Annotated in this window: 21 protein-coding genes and 3 tRNA genes; 14 read left to right on the top strand and 10 right to left on the bottom strand. The window is 72.2% G+C overall.

The annotated features are described in order from the left end of the window. Position 1 precedes the first annotated feature (1 nt). From G6N10_RS02490 to G6N10_RS02470, 5 genes are all read left to right on the top strand, one after another. Positions 2-424 (top strand): DUF6636 domain-containing protein, encoded by a 423-nt coding sequence (locus G6N10_RS02490; RefSeq protein ID WP_234810478.1) that lies wholly within the window; start codon positions 2-4, stop codon positions 422-424. 116 nt (positions 425-540) lie between these two features. After that, positions 541-613, top strand: a tRNA-Gly gene (locus G6N10_RS02485). Positions 614-641: 28 nt separating this feature from the next. Next, a tRNA-Cys gene (locus G6N10_RS02480) sits at positions 642-712 on the top strand. Between the two features lie 15 nt (positions 713-727). Further along, positions 728-802, top strand: a tRNA-Val gene (locus G6N10_RS02475). A gap of 121 nt (positions 803-923) precedes the next feature. After that, positions 924-2318 (top strand): esterase/lipase family protein, encoded by a 1395-nt coding sequence (locus G6N10_RS02470; protein WP_085094203.1) that lies wholly within the window; start codon positions 924-926, stop codon positions 2316-2318. Here G6N10_RS02470 and G6N10_RS02465 read toward each other — a convergent pair. Then, positions 2304-2882 (bottom strand): hypothetical protein, encoded by a 579-nt coding sequence (locus G6N10_RS02465; protein WP_085094205.1) that lies wholly within the window; start codon positions 2880-2882, stop codon positions 2304-2306. The genes G6N10_RS02470 and G6N10_RS02465 overlap by 15 nt on opposite strands. 93 nt (positions 2883-2975) lie before the next feature. Between G6N10_RS02465 and G6N10_RS02460 the strand changes: the two genes are divergently transcribed. After that, on the top strand, positions 2976-3476 hold the full coding sequence (locus tag G6N10_RS02460; RefSeq protein WP_085094207.1) for a hypothetical protein: 501 nt from the start codon (positions 2976-2978) through the stop codon (positions 3474-3476). After that, positions 3464-3994 carry a GNAT family N-acetyltransferase gene (locus tag G6N10_RS02455; protein WP_085094209.1) on the top strand — a complete coding sequence of 177 codons (531 nt, stop codon included), beginning with the start codon at positions 3464-3466 and terminating at the stop codon, positions 3992-3994. The genes G6N10_RS02460 and G6N10_RS02455 overlap by 13 nt, the downstream gene beginning before the upstream one ends. Positions 3995-4030: 36 nt before the next feature. Here the strand turns inward: G6N10_RS02455 and zapE are convergent, their stop codons facing one another. Continuing rightward, positions 4031-5068, bottom strand: a complete 1038-nt coding sequence (gene zapE / locus G6N10_RS02450) for a cell division protein ZapE (RefSeq protein WP_085094211.1) — start codon at positions 5066-5068, stop codon at positions 4031-4033. Positions 5069-5103: 35 nt separating this feature from the next. Here zapE and G6N10_RS02445 point away from each other — a divergent pair, with 35 nt between their 5' ends. From G6N10_RS02445 to G6N10_RS02425, 5 genes are all read left to right on the top strand, one after another. Continuing rightward, positions 5104-5871: a pyrimidine reductase family protein gene (locus G6N10_RS02445; protein WP_085094213.1), complete on the top strand. Its 768-nt coding sequence runs from the start codon at positions 5104-5106 to the stop codon at positions 5869-5871. Positions 5872-5894: 23 nt separating this feature from the next. Then, the gene (locus G6N10_RS02440; RefSeq protein WP_085094482.1) at positions 5895-7460 is read left to right on the top strand and encodes an alpha/beta hydrolase; all 1566 of its coding nucleotides are present in this window, start codon (positions 5895-5897) and stop codon (positions 7458-7460) included. A gap of 20 nt (positions 7461-7480) precedes the next feature. Next, positions 7481-8779 carry an arabinofuranan 3-O-arabinosyltransferase gene (gene aftC, locus G6N10_RS02435; RefSeq protein WP_085094215.1) on the top strand — a complete coding sequence of 433 codons (1299 nt, stop codon included), beginning with the start codon at positions 7481-7483 and terminating at the stop codon, positions 8777-8779. A gap of 9 nt (positions 8780-8788) precedes the next feature. Then, entirely contained in the window at positions 8789-9214 is a 426-nt protein-coding gene (msrB, locus tag G6N10_RS02430) for a peptide-methionine (R)-S-oxide reductase MsrB (protein WP_085094217.1), read from the top strand. Positions 9215-9299: 85 nt separating this feature from the next. Then, complete coding sequence (locus tag G6N10_RS02425; RefSeq protein ID WP_085094219.1) at positions 9300-10865, top strand: HNH endonuclease signature motif containing protein; 1566 nt, start codon at positions 9300-9302, stop codon at positions 10863-10865. Here G6N10_RS02425 and G6N10_RS02420 read toward each other — a convergent pair. From G6N10_RS02420 to hemE, 4 genes are read right to left on the bottom strand one after another with little or no spacing between them, the layout of a single operon-like run. After that, positions 10844-11623 carry a class I SAM-dependent methyltransferase gene (locus G6N10_RS02420; protein WP_085094221.1) on the bottom strand — a complete coding sequence of 260 codons (780 nt, stop codon included), beginning with the start codon at positions 11621-11623 and terminating at the stop codon, positions 10844-10846. The genes G6N10_RS02425 and G6N10_RS02420 overlap by 22 nt on opposite strands. A 9-nt stretch (positions 11624-11632) precedes the next feature. Further along, on the bottom strand, positions 11633-12325 hold the full coding sequence (gene hemQ, locus G6N10_RS02415; RefSeq protein WP_085094223.1) for a hydrogen peroxide-dependent heme synthase: 693 nt from the start codon (positions 12323-12325) through the stop codon (positions 11633-11635). Between the two features lie 23 nt (positions 12326-12348). Next, positions 12349-13698 carry a protoporphyrinogen oxidase gene (locus G6N10_RS02410; RefSeq protein WP_085094225.1) on the bottom strand — a complete coding sequence of 450 codons (1350 nt, stop codon included), beginning with the start codon at positions 13696-13698 and terminating at the stop codon, positions 12349-12351. Next, entirely contained in the window at positions 13695-14756 is a 1062-nt protein-coding gene (gene hemE, locus G6N10_RS02405; protein WP_085094227.1) for a uroporphyrinogen decarboxylase, read from the bottom strand. Before hemE ends, G6N10_RS02410 begins: the two co-directional genes overlap by 4 nt. Before the next feature lie 127 nt (positions 14757-14883). Here hemE and G6N10_RS02400 point away from each other — a divergent pair, with 127 nt between their 5' ends. Both G6N10_RS02400 and G6N10_RS02395 read left to right on the top strand, forming a co-directional pair. After that, a complete protein-coding gene (locus tag G6N10_RS02400) occupies positions 14884-15420 on the top strand; it encodes a DUF3000 domain-containing protein (RefSeq protein ID WP_234810488.1) in 537 nt (178 codons plus the stop codon). A 1-nt stretch (position 15421) separates the two neighbouring features. After that, entirely contained in the window at positions 15422-16681 is a 1260-nt protein-coding gene (locus tag G6N10_RS02395; protein ID WP_085094231.1) for an HRDC domain-containing protein, read from the top strand. On the opposite strand, the gene G6N10_RS02390 is transcribed toward G6N10_RS02395, so the two are convergent. The 4 genes from G6N10_RS02390 to G6N10_RS02375 are packed head-to-tail and all read right to left on the bottom strand — an operon-like array spanning position 16656 to position 19443. Beyond that, positions 16656-17138, bottom strand: a complete 483-nt coding sequence (locus G6N10_RS02390; protein ID WP_085094233.1) for a SixA phosphatase family protein — start codon at positions 17136-17138, stop codon at positions 16656-16658. The genes G6N10_RS02395 and G6N10_RS02390 overlap by 26 nt on opposite strands. Continuing rightward, positions 17135-17437, bottom strand: a complete 303-nt coding sequence (locus G6N10_RS02385) for a hypothetical protein (protein ID WP_085094235.1) — start codon at positions 17435-17437, stop codon at positions 17135-17137. The genes G6N10_RS02390 and G6N10_RS02385 overlap by 4 nt, the downstream gene beginning before the upstream one ends. A gap of 9 nt (positions 17438-17446) precedes the next feature. After that, entirely contained in the window at positions 17447-18277 is an 831-nt protein-coding gene (locus G6N10_RS02380; protein ID WP_085094237.1) for an SDR family oxidoreductase, read from the bottom strand. Positions 18278-18300: 23 nt separating this feature from the next. Continuing rightward, the gene (locus G6N10_RS02375; protein ID WP_085094484.1) at positions 18301-19443 is read right to left on the bottom strand and encodes an alpha/beta hydrolase family protein; all 1143 of its coding nucleotides are present in this window, start codon (positions 19441-19443) and stop codon (positions 18301-18303) included. Between the last annotated feature and the right edge of the window lie 5 nt (positions 19444-19448).

Raw genomic sequence — 19448 nt, 5'->3', positions numbered from 1 at the left:
GGTGAAAACTTTTGCTCTCGCCGCCGGCGCGGCGACGCTGCTGACCCTGGGCACGCTGGTCGCGCCGACGTCGGCCGGAGCTGCCTTCCAGGCGTTCAGCACGCCCAGCGGCAACATCGGCTGCTACATCGCCGGCGGCAGTGCGCGCTGCGACATCCGGGACCGGGACTGGAACCCGCCGCCGCGGCCGGCCGGCTGCAGCACCATGACCTCCTATGGCCAGGGCCTGACGGTGGGCACCCACGGTCAACCCGAGGTGGTGTGCGCCGGCGACACCGCGCTGACCACAGAGAACCCACTGGACTACGGAACGTCGCTGACGGTCGACGGCATCACCTGCCTGAGCCGGGAATCCGGGATGCGGTGCACCAACGCCGACGGGCACGGCTTCGAACTGTCACGTCAGCAGTACCGCTTCTTCTGACCCGTGCACGGAAACTGACGACGGCGGAAACCCCTCGTGAGCAAGGGATTTGTGCCCACGCCCGTCGTTCGACTACTGTCGTGCTGCGCGACGGACGACGATCTCGCCCGTAGCACGCGGATGTAGCGCAGTTGGTAGCGCATCACCTTGCCAAGGTGAGGGTCGCGGGTTCGAATCCCGTCATCCGCTCGAGGGTGCGACATGCATCAACCCCAGCGGTGGAGTGGCCGAGTGGTGAGGCAACGGCCTGCAAAGCCGTGCACACGGGTTCGATTCCCGTCTCCACCTCAAAGATTCAACCCGGCGCGATTAGCTCAGCGGGAGAGCGCTTCCCTGACACGGAAGAGGTCACTGGTTCAATCCCAGTATCGCGCACCAGTAGTCAAACCCGCTGTTCGCAGCGGGTTTTTTCATTGTACGACGGGTGCTCCCGCAGCCCCCGCGCGGTGAGACGGCAATCTCATTTCCGATTTCAGTGAACACTCGTACACTGGCACGCATGAGCGGTCCCGACGACCTCCCCCAGCCCCCGGCATCCGACGAGCTGACCCGCCGCGAGGAACGCCGCCGGGAGATCCGGGCGCTGTCGCAGCTCGGGCTCACCGAGGTGTCGAAGGCCTCGGCCGGCATCCACACCACCCACCGGGCGATCTCCGACCGGGTCTTCTCGATGGTCCGGCTGGGCCTGGGGCCGGCGGTGGCGCCGGTCAAGTTCCTGCACGACGCCATCACCGACGGTGTCTACAAGACCGTCACCGGCTCGACCCGGGCCGCGGGTTGGGTCGGCGGCCGGGTCGCCGACCTGCCGATGGAGTACGCCCCGTCGGAGACGGTGTTCGGGGCCGGGCTGATCGGCGCGCTCAACGGGCTGATCGGCGACGAGTTGGCCGACGACCGCTCGCCGCTGGCCGAGACCGACACCGAGGGCATGACGGTGCGCGAGGACGGCGTCGTCGTGCACCTGAGCCGCACCCAGGTCGCCGAGGCGTTCCCCGATGCCACCGGCCGGATCGCGATCTTCGCGCACGGCCTGGTGGAGACCGAGCACGTCTGGTGGTACCGCACCGACCACAGCTACGGCGAACATCTGGCCGAGGCGCACCACATCACCCCGGTCTACCTGCGCTACAACACCGGCCGGCGGATCTCGCACAACGGCCGCACGCTGGCCACGCTGATCAACGATCTGGTGCGCATCTGGCCGGTCCCGGTGACCGACATCAGCCTGATCGGGCATTCGATGGGCGGCCTGGTCATGCGCAGCGCCGCGCACCACGCCACCGAGGCCGGGTTCGACTGGCCGCGGCTGGTCGGCGCAACCATCAGCCTGGGCACCCCGCACACCGGCGCCCCGCTGGAGAACGCCGCCCACCACGGCGCCGCGCTGCTGGCCAAGCTGCCCGAGACCGAGGCCTTCGCCCGGCTGCTGCGCCGGCGCAGCGGCGGCATCCGGGACCTGCGGGCCGGTTCGCTGGTGGACACCGACTGGGGCGGCCGCGACCCCGACGATCTGGCCCGGGCGATCGCCGCGGAGATCCCCCTGCTGCCCGGGATCAACCACTATTTCGCCTCGGCGACGGTCACCCGCAGCCCGCGGCACCCGATCGGCCGGCTGATCGGCGACGGCCTGGTGCTGCGGGCCAGCGCGGCCGGCGCCCAGCGCGCCCGCCGGATCGGTTTCGACCCCGGCAACGGCGTGCACATCGGCCGGGCGCATCACTTCAGCCTGCTCAGCCACCCCGAGATCGCCGGCGCGCTGGTGCTGTGGCTCGGCCCCAACGCGCCGACCGTCTTCGTCGTCGACTCCGCCGGCAACGTCGAGGTGCCGGCCGGGTTCACCGCCGGCTATCAGCCGCCCAAGCCCGAACCGGGCACCGGGTCAACCGCCGGTTGACGCCCAGTGGCCCGGCACCAGCCCGGCCGGCGCCCACTGCCCGAGCCGGGCGATCACCTCGCCGTAGCGCGGCCGCACCCCCACCCCGAACCGGATGCTGGTGCGGTCGCCCAGGCGGGTGTCGCGGCTGCGGAACCAGACGTCCCGAGCGGGCAGCGAGGCCCGCAGTTCGTCCACGCGCGGCGAGCGGTACAGCTCGAACCGGAGATCATCGATCGTGACGCCCCGGACCGTGGTGCTGCGGGTGCTGATCGATGCGATCTCCGCCCAGGTCCAGCTCCGCAACCGCGGATCCGCGATCTTGTCGAAGGTGACGCCGGTGGCATCGATGCGGGCCAGCTCCGACCGGATCGCCGCCCGGTACGCCAGGCTGACCGCCAGCGCGGTCATCAACAGCCCCGTCAGGAACATGATCACCACACCGCCGTTGAATTCCTCGCCGCTGATCAGCACCGCGGGAGCCGAGAGCAGGAACAGCACTCCGAACGGGCTGAGGATCAGTAACACCAGGAACACCCCAACGGTGCGTCCCTGCCGGATGACGACGGCGTCGCTGGTGCTCACCGCGTCGACGTTACCGCCGCGCCGCCCACCGGTCGGGCACGATTTCGGCGGCACCGAGCACTCGCGCGGTCCGGCTGTGGGATCATCCCAGGCATGCGTCAACGCTGCCTTGCCCTGCTGTTCGCCCTCGCCACGGTCGCGACGCTGATCGGCGCCCCCACCGCGGCGGCGACCGACGCGCCGATCGGCCGGATCGGCGACACGCTGCGGGTGGTCAACGAGAAGCAGGGCATCGTCGCCGACGTCACCGTCGTCAGCGTCCAGCCCTCCGAAGTGCCGCCCGGCTTCGGCTACCCGCCCCGGCCGCCCCGCCACGAGGTGTGGAAGGCCCTGGTCATCATTCAGGTCGTGCAGGCGCCGCACCCGTTCTCGCTGGCCCGGTCGTTCATCTTCAACGGCGTCAACCTGGTCGGGGACGCCTACCAGCCGCGTAACAGCGACGCCGGCGATGCGCTGCAGTACGCCCTGCTCAACGCGCCCGCCGGGTCCACGGTGAACGGCTATGTGTTCTGGGACTGCTACCGCGAACTGGTCAGCAACGTGGTGCTTACCGACAAGCAGAGCGGCTTCCACCTCGCTCAATGGAACCTGTAGCCCAGGCCGGTCCCGCCGACGCCGAGGCACTGGCCGCACTGGCCGCCGAGACCTTCCCGCTGGCCTGTCCCCCGGGCATCCCGCCGGCCGCCATCGCGGCGTTCGTCGCCGAGCACCTGAGCGCCCAGCGCTTCGCCGGGTACCTGGACTCCGCCGACCACACGGTGCTGCTGGCCCGCGACGACGGCGCGGTGATCGGGTACAGCCTGCTGATCCGCGGTGAGCCCGCCGATCCCGCGGTGGCCCGGGCGGTCTCCGGACGCCCGGCGATGGAGCTGTCCAAGATGTACGTGCGGCCCGATGCACACGGATCCGGCGTCGCCGCGGCGCTGATGGCCGCCGCGCTCGACCGGGCGCGCGCCGACCAGATCGCCACCGTCTGGCTCGGCGTCAACCAGCGCAACACCCGGGCCCAGGCGTTCTACCGCAAGAGCGGCTTCACCGCATGCGGCGAGCGCACCTTCACCCTGGCCGACCATGTCGTCGAGCACGATTACGTGATGGCACGGCCGGCGTAAGCACCGATCTGTCTGACAGCCCGAACCGAGCGGCCGCTACGCGGGGTCGGAGCTCTCCATGCCCGCGGCGGTCAGCGCCAGCAACCGGGAGGTGGCCCGCAGGTACTTCTTGCGGTAACCGCCGGCCAGCATCTCCTCGCTGAACACGGTGTCCAGCTTGGATCCGGAGGCCACCATCGGGATGCCGGCGTCGTACAGCCGGTCGGTCAGTGACACCAGCCGCAGCGCCACACTCTGATCGTCGAGCGGGTGCACCCCGGTGATGAACACCGACTGCACATCCTCGATCAGGGTCAAATACCGCGACGGGTGCATGGTGGCCAGGTGCGCGCACAGCGCGTCGAAGTCGTCCAGGGTCGCCCCGGCGGCCACCGCGGCGCGCTCGGTGACCTGCGCGTCGGTCAGCGGTTCCGGCGCCGGCGGCAGGCCGCGGTGCCGGTAGTCGGGGCCCTCCACCCGCACCGTGGTGAAGATCTCCGACAGCGTGTTGATCTCGCGCAGGAAGTCCTGCGCGGCGAACCGGCCCTCACCGAGCTGCTCGGGCAGGGTGTTCGAGGTGGCCGCGATCGACACCCCGCGCTCCACCAACTGGGACAGCATCCGGGAGATCAGCGTGGTGTTGCCCGGGTCGTCGAGCTCGAACTCGTCGATGCACACCACCGCGTAGTCGGCGAGCAGATCGATGCACTCGGTGAACCCGAACACCCCGGCAAGCTGGGTCAGCTCACCGAAGGTCGCGAACGCCGCCGGGGCGGGGCCGGCGGCCAGCGTGTAGTAGATGGACGCCAGCAGGTGGGTCTTGCCGACGCCGAAACCGCCGTCCAGGTACAGCCCGACGCCGGGCAGCGCCTCCCGCTTGCCGAACATCTTGCGTTTGCCCTCGCGGCGTTTGGCGGCCTCCTCGCAGAACCGGCGCCCGAATCCGACCGCGGCGGCCTGGGTGGGCTCGCTCGGGTCCGGCCGGTAGCTGGCAAAGCTCACATCGTTGAACGTCGGCGGCGGCACCAGCTGGGCGATCAACCGCTCCGGCGAAACCGTGGGGTGCCGATCGGTCAGGTGAGCGGGAGCAACCATGGCAGGAACTTTAGCGACGTGCTGGAATCGTAAGCATGACCGGATCCGACGCTGGGACCCAGCTCACACTGCTCGGCGGCGGCGTCGTCGACGGCGACGGCCTGGCCGAGCTGTACCGCTATCCCGATCGGCTGGACCGGCCGTGGGTCCGGTCGAACTTCATCAGCAGCCTCGACGGCGGGGCCACCGTCGACGGCCGCTCCGGCGGGCTGGCCGGGCCCGGGGACCGGGCACTGTTCGCGCTGATGCGGGAGCTGGCCGACGTCATCGTGGTCGGCGCGGGCACGGTGCGCGAGGAGCACTACGGCGGCGCGGTGCTGTCGGCGTCGGCGCGGGCGGCCCGGCAGCGCCGCGGCCAGGCCGAGCTGCCGCCGATCGCGATCGTCACCGCGTCGGGCCGGCTGGACCGCGACCTGAAGGTGTTCACCCACAGCGAGGTGCCCCCGCTGGTGTTGACCTGCACCGACGCCGCCGCCGACGTCGCCACCCGGCTGGGCTCGGCGGCCCAGGTCATCGACTGCTCGCACCACGACCCCGCCGACGTCGATCCGAGGGTGCTGCTGGACCGGCTCGCCGAGCGCGGTCTGCCCCGGGTGCTCACCGAGGGCGGGCCCCAGCTGCACTCCACCTTCGTCGAGGCCGAGCTGCTCGACGAGCTGTGCCTGACCATCGCCCCGCTGCTGGTGGGCGGCTCGGCCCGGCGGATCGCCACCGGTCCCGGGGCGGTGGACACCCGGATGCGCCGTTCGCATCTGCTCGCCGACGAGGCCGGCTACCTCTACAGCCGACATGTACGTGCGTGAGCGGTGCCGGCGGGCTGGCTAGGCTGATCGCCATGAGTCGGCTTGCCCGCAGGGCCTCGATACTGCTCGCCGCCATCACCCTGACGGCCGGCTGCGCCCCCGGGCTGAGCACCCCGCCGGATTTCGCGACCGACTCCGGCTCCGAGGGCGGCGCGACCACCGAGACCTCGGCCCCGCCGGCCGGCCCGCCGGCCATCGCCGCGCCCGCCGATGACCTGTCCTGGACCGACTGCACCACCCGGATCTCCGCGGCCGCCGGGGTACCCGCCCCCGCCGGGGTGAAGCTGGAATGCGCCAGCTTCCAGGCCCCGATGGACCCGATCGGCGGCGGCACCGGCCAGCTGAGCATCGGCGCGGTGAAGGCCAGCAGCACCAGCACCCCCACCGACGCCGGGCCGGTGGTCTTCACCACCGGATCCGATCTGCCCAGTTCGCTGCAGCTGCCGGCGTGGCTGCACCGCTCCGGGGTCGACATCCTCGCCAAGCACCCGATCGTCGCCGTCGACCGCCGCGGCATGGGCAGCTCCGACCCGATCGAATGCCGCAACCCGGCCGACCGGCGCGACATGCGCGACCAGACCCAGTTCTCCTCCGGCAACGACCCGGTGAGCAGGCTGGGCGCGATCACCCTGACCGCGACGACCGACTGCACCGACGCGCTCGCCAACAATGCCGCCTACAACAACGCGCACGCCGGGGAGGACCTGGAGAAGCTGCGCAGCACCTGGGACGTGCCCGCGCTGGCGCTGATCGGCGTCGGCAATGGCGCCCAGGTGGCGCTCAGTTTTGCCGGTGCACACCCGGACAAGGTGGCCCGGCTGGTGCTGGATTCACCGCTGCCGCTGACCATCGGCGCCGAGGCCGCCGCGCAGCAGGCGCTCGCCGGCGCGCAGGACGCCCTGGACGTCTTCGCCGCCCAGTGCGCGGCGTCGGCCTGCGCGCTGGGCCCGGACCCCAAGGCCGCCGTGACGGCCCTGCTCGACGACGCCCGGGCCGACCGCGGCCCGGCGGGGATGTCGGTCGCGGTGCTGGTCAACGCCATCATCACCGCCCTGGGCTATCCGCAGGGTGACGGTGCGGAGAACACCCGCCGGCTGGCCGACGCGCTGAACGCCGCCCGGGGCGGGGACGCCGGCGCGCTGACCGAGCTGGTCCGGGCCGCCGAGGCCCGCACCGGCACCGACGGCGAGTTCATCAACCGCTGCAGCGACGAGTTCAACCGGCCCACCCCCGACCGGGTCCGCGAACTCGTCGTCGCCTGGGGCAAGCAGTACCCGCAGTTCGGGTCGGTGGCCGCGCTCAACCTGGTGAAGTGCCTGAACTGGCCGACCAGCGCGGAGCCGACCGAACCCAAGGAACTCAAGGTCGACGTGCTGTTGATGGGCGCGCGCAACAATCCGATCGTGGGCTCGGAGGGGGTGGCGGCCACCGCGGCCACCGTCATCAACGCCGGTGCGACCAGCCGTCGGGTGATGTGGCAGGGCGTCGGCAATGGCGCCAGCATCTACTCCGCCTGCGCCATGCCGCCGCTGCTGAGCTACCTCGGCGAGGGCAACCTGCCGCAGACCGACACGTTCTGCCCCGCCTGACGCACCCGCACCGGGGCCCGGTGTACGGTGCGCACGTGACGGCAGCCGAGAAGATCCTGCGCCCGCTGCGGCCGCGTACCGGACCCGCAGACGCCGCGACGGTGCTGCGGTCGGTGCTGTGGCCGCTGGCGATCATGTCGATCATCCACCGCTCGTATGTGCTGACCACCAACGGCTACATCACCGACGATTTCGGGCCGGTGTACCGGGCGGTGTCGAACTTCCGGCGCGGCTGGGACATCTACAACGAGCACCTGGACTACGTCGACCCGCACTACCTGTACTCGCCGGGCGGCACCCTGCTGCTGTCGCCGTTCGGCTTCCTGCCCGAGTTCGCCTCCCGGTTCTGGTTCGTCGGGATCAACTCGGCGGCGATCATCATCGCGGCGATGCTGCTGGTGCGGCTGTTCAACTTCCGGCTGACCTCGGTGGCGCTGCCGGCGGTGCTGCTGGCGATGTACTGCACCGAATCGGTCACCAACACACTGGTGTTCACCAACATCAACGGCTGCATCCTGCTGGCGCAGGTGCTGTTCTTCCGCTGGCTGCTGACCGGCAAGAACCGCGATCAATGGCTGGCCGGCGTGGCGATCGGGCTGACCCTGGTGCTCAAGCCGCTGCTGGCGGTGTTGCTGCTGCTGCCGCTGCTGAACCGGCAGTGGCGGGCGCTGGTGGCGGCGTTCGCGGTGCCGCTGCTGTTCAACGCGCTGGCCTGGCCGCTGTCGGCGGACCCGATGGGCTTCGTGAAGAACACCGTGCCCTACATCCTGCAGACCCGGGACTACTTCAACTCCTCGATCCTGGGCAACGGCAGCTACTACGGCCTGCCGCCGCTGCTGATCCTGGGGCTGCGGCTGCTGTTCCTGGTGCTGGCCGCGGTCAGCCTGTGGCTGCTGTACCGCTACTACCGCCAGCGCGATCAGCTGTTCTGGATGCTGACCTCCTCGGGCGTGCTGTTGACGACGTCGTGGCTGGTGCTGGGCCTGGCGCAGGGCTACTACTCGATGATGCTGTTCCCGTTCCTGATGACGGTGGTGCTGCCCAATTCGGTGCTGCGCAACTGGCCGGCCTGGCTGGCGGTCTACGGGTTCCTGACCATGGACCGCTGGCTGATGTGGCGGTGGCCGACGACGGGCCGGTTCCTGGAGTACATGAAGATCACCTACGGCTGGTCGCTGCTGATGATCGTGGTGTTCTGCGTGCTGCTGTTCCGCTACCTCGACGCCCGCGCCGACGGCCGGCTCGACGACGGCATCGACCCGGTCTGGCCGACACCCGAGCGCGACGGGCTCGAGGACGAACCCAACCAATCGCGTTAACCTGGCCTGATGGACCACGACGCGCTGCCCCCGGCCAAGGTCGAACTGTCCGACGACGATTGGCGTTCCCGGCTGACGCCGGAGGAGTTCGCGGTGCTGCGCCGCGCCGGAACCGAACGCCCCGGCGTCGGCGAATACGTCGACACCCACACCGAGGGCGTCTACAACTGCCGGGCCTGCGGCGCGGAACTGTTCCGCAGCACCGAGAAGTTCGACTCGCACTGCGGCTGGCCGTCGTTCTTCGACCCGGCGGCCTCCGACGCGGTGATCCTGCGGCCCGACGAATCCCTCGGCATGCGCCGGGTGGAGGTGCTGTGCGCGTCCTGCCACAGTCACCTGGGCCACGTGTTCACCGGCGAGGGCTACCCCACCCCCACCGACCAGCGGTACTGCATCAACTCCATTTGCCTGACGCTGGTGCCCGCAGCCGAGTAGCTGCGCATCGGCCAACGGCAAGACCATCCTCACCCGCAGCGGTTGAACATCATCACTGTCGGAGCGCCCGCGTATATTCGAAGGTATGTTCGAGGTGAGGCTGTGTGACCCCGGGGAGCTCCGGCCCCTGGGCGATGCGGCCCTGATCGACGCCATCACCGCCGCGGCCCGCGCCACCGCGGCCGCCGAGGCCCGGCAGCTGGCCGCGATCGCCGAGCTGACCCGCCGTCGGCTCGGCGCGAAGGCCCCGGGCTGGGGCTGCGACGAGTGGGACCAGGCGGCCGCCGAGGTCTCCTGCGCACTGACCGTCAAGCACGGCCGGGCGATGAACCTGATGCTGCGCGCGATGACCCTGGCCGAGGAGCTCCCGAAGGTCGGCGCGCTGTTTCTGGCCGGTGAGATCACCGCCTGGACGGCCGCCACCATCGTCAACCGCACCGAGAACGTCATCGACCCCGAGGTCCGGGCGCAGATCGACACCGACATCGCCGAGACCATCACCGGCTGGGGCCCGCTGTCGCAGACCAAGCTGGAGGCCACGATCGACACCGTCGTCGCCGACCGCGACCCCGACGCGGTGCGGCGCTCCCGGGCCACGGTGGCCAGCCGATCGATCACCATCGGCGACCCGCGCGACGACGGCTCCGATCTGACCAGCATCTGGGGCAAGCTCTCGATCACCGACGCCGCCCTGCTCGACGCGACCCTGAACGCGATGGCCAAGGCGGTGTGCGAGGACGATCCCCGGACGCTGGCCCAACGCCGGGCCGACGCCATGGGCGCACTGGCCGCCCAATCCGACCGGCTGATCTGCGGCTGCGACAACCCCGACTGCCCCGCCAAGACCGGCGTGAGTCCGGCCGCCCGGGTGACCGTCACCGTCGTCACCAATGCCCCGGTGACCCCCGCCCCGCGGCGCCGGACCAACACCGTGGCCAGCCCCGGGCCCGTCGACGCCGCCGGCCCGGCCGGCCCGGCACCCGGCGCGCGACCGGTGGCGTTCGTCCCGGGCCGGGCCGGTGGATTCATCTCCGCCGAGGCGCTGGCCGCGCTGATCGCGCTGGGCGCGAAGGTCCGCACCGTGACCGCGCCCGGCCCCGATCCCGAGCGCCGCTACCGGCCGTCAACCGCGCTGGATGCGTTCGTCCGCACCCGCGACCTCAGCTGCCGCTGGCCCGGCTGCGACCGCCCGGCCGCCGAGTCCGACATCGACCACAGCAACCCCTGGGACGACGGCGGCCACACCCACCCCTCCAGCCTCAACGTCAAGTGCCGGCTACATCACCTGATCCGCACCTTCGCGCCCGGGTGGTCCGAAACCCAGCACCCCGACGGCACGCTGACCATCACCAGCCCCACCGGCCACAGCTACACCAGCAAACCGCTCAGCGGGATCCTGTTCCCGGACTGGAACACCACCACCGCCCAGCCACCCCCGCCCGGCAAACCCCGACGGAAACGGGGACCGGGGCGCACGCTGATGAAGCCGGCCCGAAAGCGGGACCGAGCCACCCTCCGCGCGCAGCGCATCAAACGCGAGCGGGCGCTCAATGCCGCCGCGATCGCGGCCGAGGACGCCGCCGCACAAGCCGCCGCCCGCGCGGCCGGCAAACCTCCGCCACCGGGTCGCTACGACCCGCCACCGTTCTGAGCACCGGCGATCAGCGCGATCGTCGACGCCGCAATGGTGACCTCATCGCCGCCGATGACCTCGGCGAGCGCCTCGCGCAGCACTCGCCGGCGTTCGGCGGGCAGCGTGGAGTGCGCGGAATAGGTGAAGATCAGGTCCAGCCAGCGCTGCGCCGGCTGCGTCTCGGTCCAGCCGTCCTCGCGCTCGGTCACGGTGAACCCCGCGCCGGTGAACCGGCGGCGCAGTTCGGCCAGCGCCGCGCCGGCCTGCGCCGGGTCGTTGCTCACCGCGTCGACGTTGACGTAGTCCGGGCTGGCCGCGCGCAGTTCGTCGTTGGACGGCCGGGACGGGCGCAACTTGTTCCACAGCAGCGCGATCCGGCCGCCCGGGTTCAGCAACCCGGCCAGCCGCGGCAGCGCCGTCTCGGCGTTCACCCAGTGGAACGACTGACCGAAGGTGACCAGGTCGAAGGCGCGGCCCGCGGCGTCCCAGCTCTCGAAGGTGGCCACCTCCACCGGGATGCCCGAGCCGGTGACGATCTCGGCCATCCCGGGATCCGGCTCGACCGCCAGCACCTGCACGCCGCGCTCACGCAGTTGACGCGACAGGATGCCGGTGCCCGCGCCGACGTCCAGCGCGGTCATGCCGGCCGTCGCGATCGCGTCCAGCGTCGCCGCGCAGTACCGGGGCCGGAGCCGGTCGTAGGAGTCGGCGATCGCGCCGAACGACATCGCCCGGCGACGATCGCGGTGCAGGTCCGGGATCTCGGGCTCGGCCATCGGCCCGGCTCAGACCAGCCCGTCGACCAGCTCGGCGACCTCGCGCCGGGGGCCGGTGAAGAACGGGGTCTCCTCGCGGGCGTGCCTGCGGGCGTCGGTGTAGCGCAGCTTCCACATCAGCTCGACGATCCGGCCCAGGTCCGGGCCCTCGAACGCCAGGATCCACTCGTAGTCGCCGAGGGCGAACGCCGGGACGGTGTTGGCCCGCACATCCGGGTAGGCCCGCCCCTCCATGCCGTGCTCGACGAGCATCTTCTTACGCTCCTCGTCGGGCAGCAGGTACCACTCCAGCGACCGCACGAACGGGTAGACGCAGATGTACTCCCCGGCCGGCTCACCCATGATGAACGACGGCAGGTGACTCTTGTTGAACTCGGCCGGCCGGTGTAGCGCCGCCACGCTCCACACCGGCTCGCTGATCTGCCCCAGCGCGGTGCGCCGGAACCCGGTGTAGGTGGCCTGCAGATCCTCGATCCGCTCGGCGTGCGTCCACATCATGAAGTCGGCGTCGGCGCGCATGCCGGCCACGTCGTACAGCCCGCGCAGCACCACGCCGGCCTCCTCGCGCCGGGCGAAGAACTCCGCGAGGTCGGCGGCGACGTCGGCGCGGTCCTCCCCCAGTGCTCCCGGCTCCACGGCGAACACCGAGATCATCATGTATTGGGTGGTGGAGTTCAGCTTGTCGTAATCGAGGCGGGCCATGACCCCATGTTGCCACCGCGGGACTAGCCGGATGCGCGCAGGTGCTCCACCGCACGGCCGGCCGCGACCAGGCAGGCCGGCACACCGATCCCGTCGAGATAGTTGCCGGCCAGCGCCAGCCCGGGTGGCAGGCCGGCGCGCAGCTGCGCCACCAGCCGCGGGTGCCCGGGCCCGTACTGCGGCATGGCGTCGAGCCAGCGGTGCACCAGCACGTCCACCGGATCGACCCGGACCCCGAACACCGTCTCCAGATCGGCGACCGCCCAGCTCAGCAGCCGCTCGTCGGCGGTGCTGGCGGCGATGGTGTCGCCGTGCCGGCCGAACGACAGCCGCACCAGCTCGACGTTGCCGGTCGGGCCCCACTTGCGGGTCGACAGCGTGATCGCTTTGGCGTGCAGCGCCTCGCCGCTGGCCACCAGCACGCCGGACTGTTCCGGCAGCGGGGTGCCGCCCGGAATCGCCAGCCCGACGACGACCGAGGAGGCCACCGGGATGCGTTTTGCGATGGCCGCGGCCTGAGGGGCGACGTGCTCCAGCAGGTCCGCGGTGGGCCCGATCGGGGCGGCCAACACCACGGCGTCGGCCCGGTATTCGGTGCCCTCATCGTCGCCGACCAGCCAGCCGCGGCGGTCGGCGCGCAGTTCGGCGATCGCCGTCGGCGCCCACACCAGCCCGGACGCCTCGACCAGCGCGTCCAGCAGCACCCGGTAGCCGCCGTCGATCGCGCCGAACACCGGGCCGGGCCCGGTCGGCGGCAGCACCGCGCGCACCGCGGCGGTCAGGCTGGGGGCGCCGCGGTCCAGCTCGGCGGCCACCGGCGGCACCGCCGAGCGCAGCCCGATGCCCGCCGACGAGCCGGCGTACACCCCGGACAGCATCGGGTCGACCGAGCGCGCCACCACCTGCGGCCCGAACCGGTCCCCGACGATCGCGGCGACGGCGGGATCATCGCCCGGGCGCCACGGCAGCGGACGGGTCGGCTCGGCGGCGATCCGGGCGACGGTGGCCTCATCGACCAGCCCGGCCAGCGCGGCGCCCTGCGACGGCAACCCGTTGACGGTGCCCGCGGGCAGCTGATGCAGCCGGGCCTGGCTGTAGAGCAGCGGACGCACCCCGGTCGGCACCCGCTGCCGATCGGCCAGGCCGAGCTCACGCAGCAGCGCGGGCACCTCGGGCCGGCGCACCACGAACGCCTCGGCGCCGATGTCCATGACCTGGCCGGCCAGCCGCTCGGTGCGCAGGATGCCGCCCAGCCGGTCGGCCGGGTCGTAGACCGTGATGACGGCGTCCGGGCCCGCCGCCCGGCGCAGTCGGTAGGCGGCGGCCAAACCGGAAATGCCGCCCCCGACAACGGCGTAACGCTTCGCCGTCACAACGAGTGCACCAGCGCCACCAGGTCGGTCAGCAGTCCGGCATCGGTCGACGGCAGCACGCCGTGACCGAGGTTGAAGACGTGCCCGGTCGCGCCTGCCGCCCGGGCGGCCCGGGCGTCGTCGAGCACCGCGCGCGCGGCGTGCTGGGTGACCTCCCAGCCGGCCAGCAGCACCACCGGGTCGAGGTTGCCCTGCAGGGCGCGGCCCGGCCCGACCCGCACCGCGGCGTCGGCCAGCGCGGTGCGCCAGTCCACCCCGACCATCCCGGCCGGGATCGGGCCCAGCGCCTCGGACATCGCGCCGAGCAGCTCGGCGGTGCCCACCCCGAAGTGCGTCATCGGCACGCCGGCCGGGGCCAGCGCGTCGAACACCCGGGCGCTGTGCGGCAGGACGTAGCGGCGGTAGTCGGTCAGCGACAGGGTGCCGGCCCAGGAGTCGAACAGCTGCAGCGCGTCGACGCCCGCGGCGACCTGCGTCTGCAGGAACGCGATGGTGATGTCGGTCAGCGCCGCCATCAGGGCGTGCCAGGTGTCCGGCTCGCCGTGCATCATCGCCTTGGTGCGCTCGTGGTGCCGGCTGGGCCCGCCCTCCACCAGGTAGGACGCCAGCGTGAACGGGGCGCCGGCAAAACCGATCAGCGGCACCGCGCCCAGCTCGCCGACCAGCATGCCGATCGCCTCGGTGATCGGGGCGACGTCCGCGGGCTCCAGCGGACGCAGGCCGGCCACGTCGGCGGCGGTGCGGATCGGGTTGGCGATCACCGGGCCGACGTCGGGCACGATGTCCAGGTCGATGCCGGCGCCGCGCAGCGGGACGACGATGTCGGAGAACAGGATGGCGGCGTCGACGTGGTGCCGGCGCACCGGCTGCAGGGTGATCTCGGTCACCAGAGCGGGGTCGAAGCAGGCATCGAGCATCCGGTGGTTGGCCCGCAGCGCCCGGTACTCGGGCAGCGACCGGCCCGCCTGCCGCATGAACCACACCGGGGTGTGCGACGGCGTCCGGCCCGCGATGGCGGCCAGGTAGGGCGATTCGGGCAGCTCACGTCTGGTAGTCATCGAGGCCAATGCTAGCCCGAAGGCGATTCGCGTCCGGCGCGCCTGCGCCACCCGACGAACCCGACGGTTTAGCGTCGTTTTTGTGACCTCTGTCGAACCGGTCGAGTTCCGCGACGCCGTCGCGGCGATGAATGCCGCGACCGTGCGGGCGGAGATCGAACTGGGCCCGATCCGCCCCCCGCAGCGGCTGGCCCCGTTCAGCTACGCCCTGGGCGCCGAGGTGCGCCACCCCGCCACCGAGGTGATCCCCGAGCAGTCCGAGGGCGACGCCTTCGGCCGGCTGATCCTGTTGCACGATCCGGAGGGCTCCGACGCCTGGGACGGCACCATGCGGCTGGTCGCCTACATCCAGGCCGACCTGGATTCCAGCGAGGCCGTCGACCCGCTGCTGCCCGAGGTGGCCTGGAGTTGGCTGGTGGAGGCGCTGGCCCAGGGCGCCGAGCAGCACACCGCGCTGGGCGGCACCGTCACCGCGACGACCTCGGTGCGCTACGGCGACATCTCCGGCCCGCCGCGGGCCCATCAGCTGGAGCTGCGGGCGTCCTGGACGGCCACCGACCTGACCCTGGACGCGCACGTGCGGGCGTTCTGTGAGGTTTTGGAGCACGCCGCCGGGCTGCCGCCGGTGGGGGTGACCGACCTCGGCTCGCGATCGCGCGCCTGAGATGGCCGACGAACCCGGCGCCACCGAACCCGATCCCACCCCGCTGGCGGTCCCCGCCGACGGGGTGCCGGAGGTGGCGATCAGCGACTGGCAGATCGCCGACGCCGCCGAGCTGCTGGCGTCCGGGCGGGGCGCCTTCGCCGTCGACGCCGAGCGGGCCTCGGGGTTCCGCTACTCCAATCGCGCCTACCTGATCCAGATCCGCCGGGCCGGCGCGGGCACCGTGCTGATCGATCCGGTCAATCACGGCGGCGACCCGGTGCAGATGCTGGCGCCGCTGGCCGAGGTGCTCGGCTCCGATCAGTGGATCCTGCACGCCGCCGATCAGGACCTGCCGTGCCTGGCCGAGGTGGGGCTGCGGCCGCCGTCGCTGTATGACACCGAGCTGGCCGGCCGGCTGGCCGGCTTCGAGCGGGTCAACCTGGCCACCATGGTGGCCCGGCTGCTCGGGCTGGGGCTGGCCAAGGGGCACGGCGCGGCGGACTGGTCCAAGCGGCCGCTGCCACCGGCCTGGCTCAACTACGCCGCCCTGGACGTCGAGGTGCTCGTCGAACTGCGCGACGCGATCGCCGAGGTCCTGCACGAGCAGGGCAAAACCGATTGGGCGGCAGAGGAATTCGAGCACCTGCGGACCGCGGAGCCGGCGCCGCCGCGGCGCGAGCGGTGGCGGCGCACCTCCGGCATCCACAAGGTGCGCAATCGCCGGGCACTGGCCGAGGTGCGGGAAATGTGGACCGTGCGGGACCGGATCGCCGCGCGCCGCGACATCGCGCCGGGCCGGATCCTGCCCGATTCGGCGATCATCGAGGCGGCGCTGACCGATCCCAAGACCGTCGCCGAGCTGACCAAGCTGCCGGTGTTCAGCGGGCCCAAGCAGCGCAAGCAGGCCGGGGTGTGGCTGGATGCGCTGGCCGCGGGCCGGGCCGACGAGAACCCGCCGGAGCTTTCCGAGCCGCAGACCGGGCCGCCCCCGGCGGTGCGCTGGAGCCGGCGCAAGCCCGAGGCGGCGGCCCGGCTGGAGGCCGCCCGGGCCGGGCTGACCCAGCTGTCCGAGGGGGTGGGCGTGCCGGCGGAGAACCTGCTCACCCCGGAGTTGGTGCGGCGGCTGTGCTGGGAATGGGCGCCCGCGGACGACGTCACCGCCGCGGTCGAGGTCTTCCTGCGCGACGCCGGGGCGCGGGGCTGGCAGCGCGAGCTGGTGGTGCCGGTGCTGGCCTCCTCGCTGTCCCGGCCGGTCAGCGAGGAATCTGCAGGGCGGTGAGCCGCGCCTGCGGGTCGACGTCCAGGCCGACCCGATCCCAAGCGGTGCCGATGGACAGCACCGCGTAGCCGGCGGTCGGGAAGCCCTCGATCACCGCGTCGTCGTCGAGCAGCAGCACCGTTTCCGGCAGGCCCGGGAAGTGACCGACCACCAGCACGGTGCCGGCGGCCGCGGGCGCGTGGGTGCGGATCGTCGCCAGGATCACCTCGGCGGTGTTCTCGTAGATCTCCTCGGTGTACACCGCGGGGGCATCGACGCCGGTGCCGTCCAGGGTCTGCCGGGTGCGCTGGGCGGTCGAGCAGATCACCGCGTCGATCCGCAGGCCGTCGTCGTCGAACTGGGCACCGGCCGCTTCGGCCTCGAAGCGCCCGTGGGCGGTGAGCGGTCGCTCGTGGTCGGTGACGCCGGCCGGGTGGCCGGCCTCACCGTGCCGCAGCAGCACCAGGGTGCGGGTCACTGACCTGCCCGGGCGGTCGCGGCGGCGGTGATCCCGACCGTCGCCGCGGTGACCGCGAGCACCGACGGCCACGCGCCGATCTTCTTGGCCAGCGGGTGCGAGGCACCGAATGCGCCGAGGTAGGCGGCGCTCAGCGCGCCGGTGACGGCGGGTCCGCGGCGCAGCCAGCTGCTGCCGGCGGCAATACCGGCGACCGCGAGCACCGCGCCGCCGAGTTCACGGCGCCCCGAGTAGCGGGCGGCACTGTAGCCACCGATCAGGCCGGCGGCGACGAGGGGAACCGAGGGATCAATACGCATGCGCCCAGCCTACTGGCGACGCCGGGCCCGTTCCCGGATCGAGGCGATCACGCCGCCGTCGTTGAGAATGTCGGTGCCGGTGAGGTAGCCGGCGGTGGGGCCGACGCAGAACACCATCAGCTCGGCCATCTCCTCGGCGGTCCCCCAGCGCGGCACCGCCGCGTCGGCGACCAGCGCCCCGGCGCCGGCCTGCTCCTCCAGCCGGCCCATCTCGGTGTCCACCGAGCCCGGCGAGATCGACACGATCCGCAGGCCGCGGCCGTTGAACCGCTCCGACTGGGCGCTGGAGTACCACTTCACGAAGCTCTTGCTGATGGCGTAGGCGAACCCCGACCGCGCCTCGGCCGGGACCACCGCGCAGGCCGCCGTCATTTCCGCCAGGAAGGCGTCCGGGTCCTCGGCGGCCAGCGGGAAGGCGGCCAGCGGGACGATCTCGTCGGGCAGCATGTGCGCGGCCATCGATGCCACGTTCACGATCGCCGCGCCCTGGCCGGCCCGGGCGTAGAACGCCTCGTTGACGTTGACGGTGCCGATCGCGTTGGTGGCCATCACGTAGTCGGCGGCGCCCATGCTCGGGCTGACCCCGGCGGCGTGCACCACCGCGCGCAGCGTGCCGAGTCCGGCGGCCGTCTCGAACAGCTCCGCGACCGCCCGCGCGTCGGTGACGTCGCAGTGCACCGCCCGCACCGGGTTGCCGGTGTCGGCCAGCGCGGCGGCCGCCGCGTCGAGCCGGTCGCGCCGAACATCGGCCAGGACCAGGGCATCGCGGGGTCCGAGGATCCGCGCGACGGCCAGGCCCATGCCGCCGGCCGCGCCGGTGATTACCGTTACAGAAGTCACGGGAAGTGACAATACAGAGTCGGTCAGTCGGCGAACTGCCGCGCCAAGAACGGCGTGGAATCCGGCAGCGACGCCAGCACCGTGCCGGAGTGGTCCTGATCGGGGTACACCCGCAGCTGCACCGGCTGGCCGTTGGCCACCAGCTGGTCGTTGAACCGCAGGGTCAGCTCCGGCGGCACGTCGCGGTCGAGCAGCCCCACCCCCAGCAGCAGCGGCCGGTCGTAGCCGGTGGCAGGCAGCGCCATGAAGTCCTCGACGGCGGCGTCAAAACCCGGGATCGAGCCGACCGGGGCGGCGAAGAAGCCCGGCACCGTCATCTCCGACAGCTCATCGGCGAGCTGGTGCACGCAGACGGTCTGGGCGCGCTGCACCGCGTGCCGGGCCGCCGGGGTCAGCACCGCGTCCAGGCCGAGGTCCGGGCGGGCCTCGTCGAGGGCGGCCAGAATGTAGGCGGTGTAGGCGTTGGCGATCGGCGCCAGGTTGCCCGGCACCGTCATCCCCGGGCCCGCCGATTTGACCAGCCGTTCCACCCCGGCCGGGGTGCCGGTGGCGACCACGCCGCGAAAGTCCAGCCCGGATCCGGCGGAGAACTCGGTCGCCCAGCGGGCGGTTGCCACCGCGGCGCCGCCGCCCTGGGACTGGCCGATCACCGCCCACCGAGGTGACAGCGGCAGCCCCATCCGGTGCGCGGCGATCACCGCGTCCACGACGCCGTGCGCGGTGGCGCGGGCGTTCAGGTAGCTCATCAGCCCCGGGGTGCCCAGGCCGACGTAGTCGGCGCCGACCACCGCGTAGCCCTGGTCCAGCCAGTGCGACAGGTACTCCCGGTCCCGCTCGCTGCGCGGGTTCGCCGACGGGGTGCAGTCATCCCCGAGCCCGACGGTGCCGTGCGCCCAGGCCAGCACCGGCCAGCCGCCCGACGGCGGCGGGGCCTTCGGGGTGAACACCACCGCGGTGCCGACCGCCGGCCGGTCGTGCTGATCGGTACCGGCGTACAGGATCCGCCACGCCGAGGCCGCGGCCGGAACCGAGAGCTCCGGGTCCAGTGTGACGGCCTCGATCAGCGACCCCGGGGCCGGGATCGGCCCGGCAAAGTTCCGCGCGTCCAGCCCGGACCAGACCGGGGCGGCCCAGCCGGTACCGGGCACAACGATCAGGGCGATCATGCAGA

This window comes from Mycolicibacterium fallax (assembly GCF_010726955.1).
In the GTDB taxonomy this organism is placed as follows: Bacteria; Actinomycetota; Actinomycetes; order Mycobacteriales; family Mycobacteriaceae; genus Mycobacterium; species Mycobacterium fallax.
The sequence above is the reverse complement of the archived record's forward strand: the minus strand, read 5'-3'. Positions and strand labels throughout refer to the sequence as shown.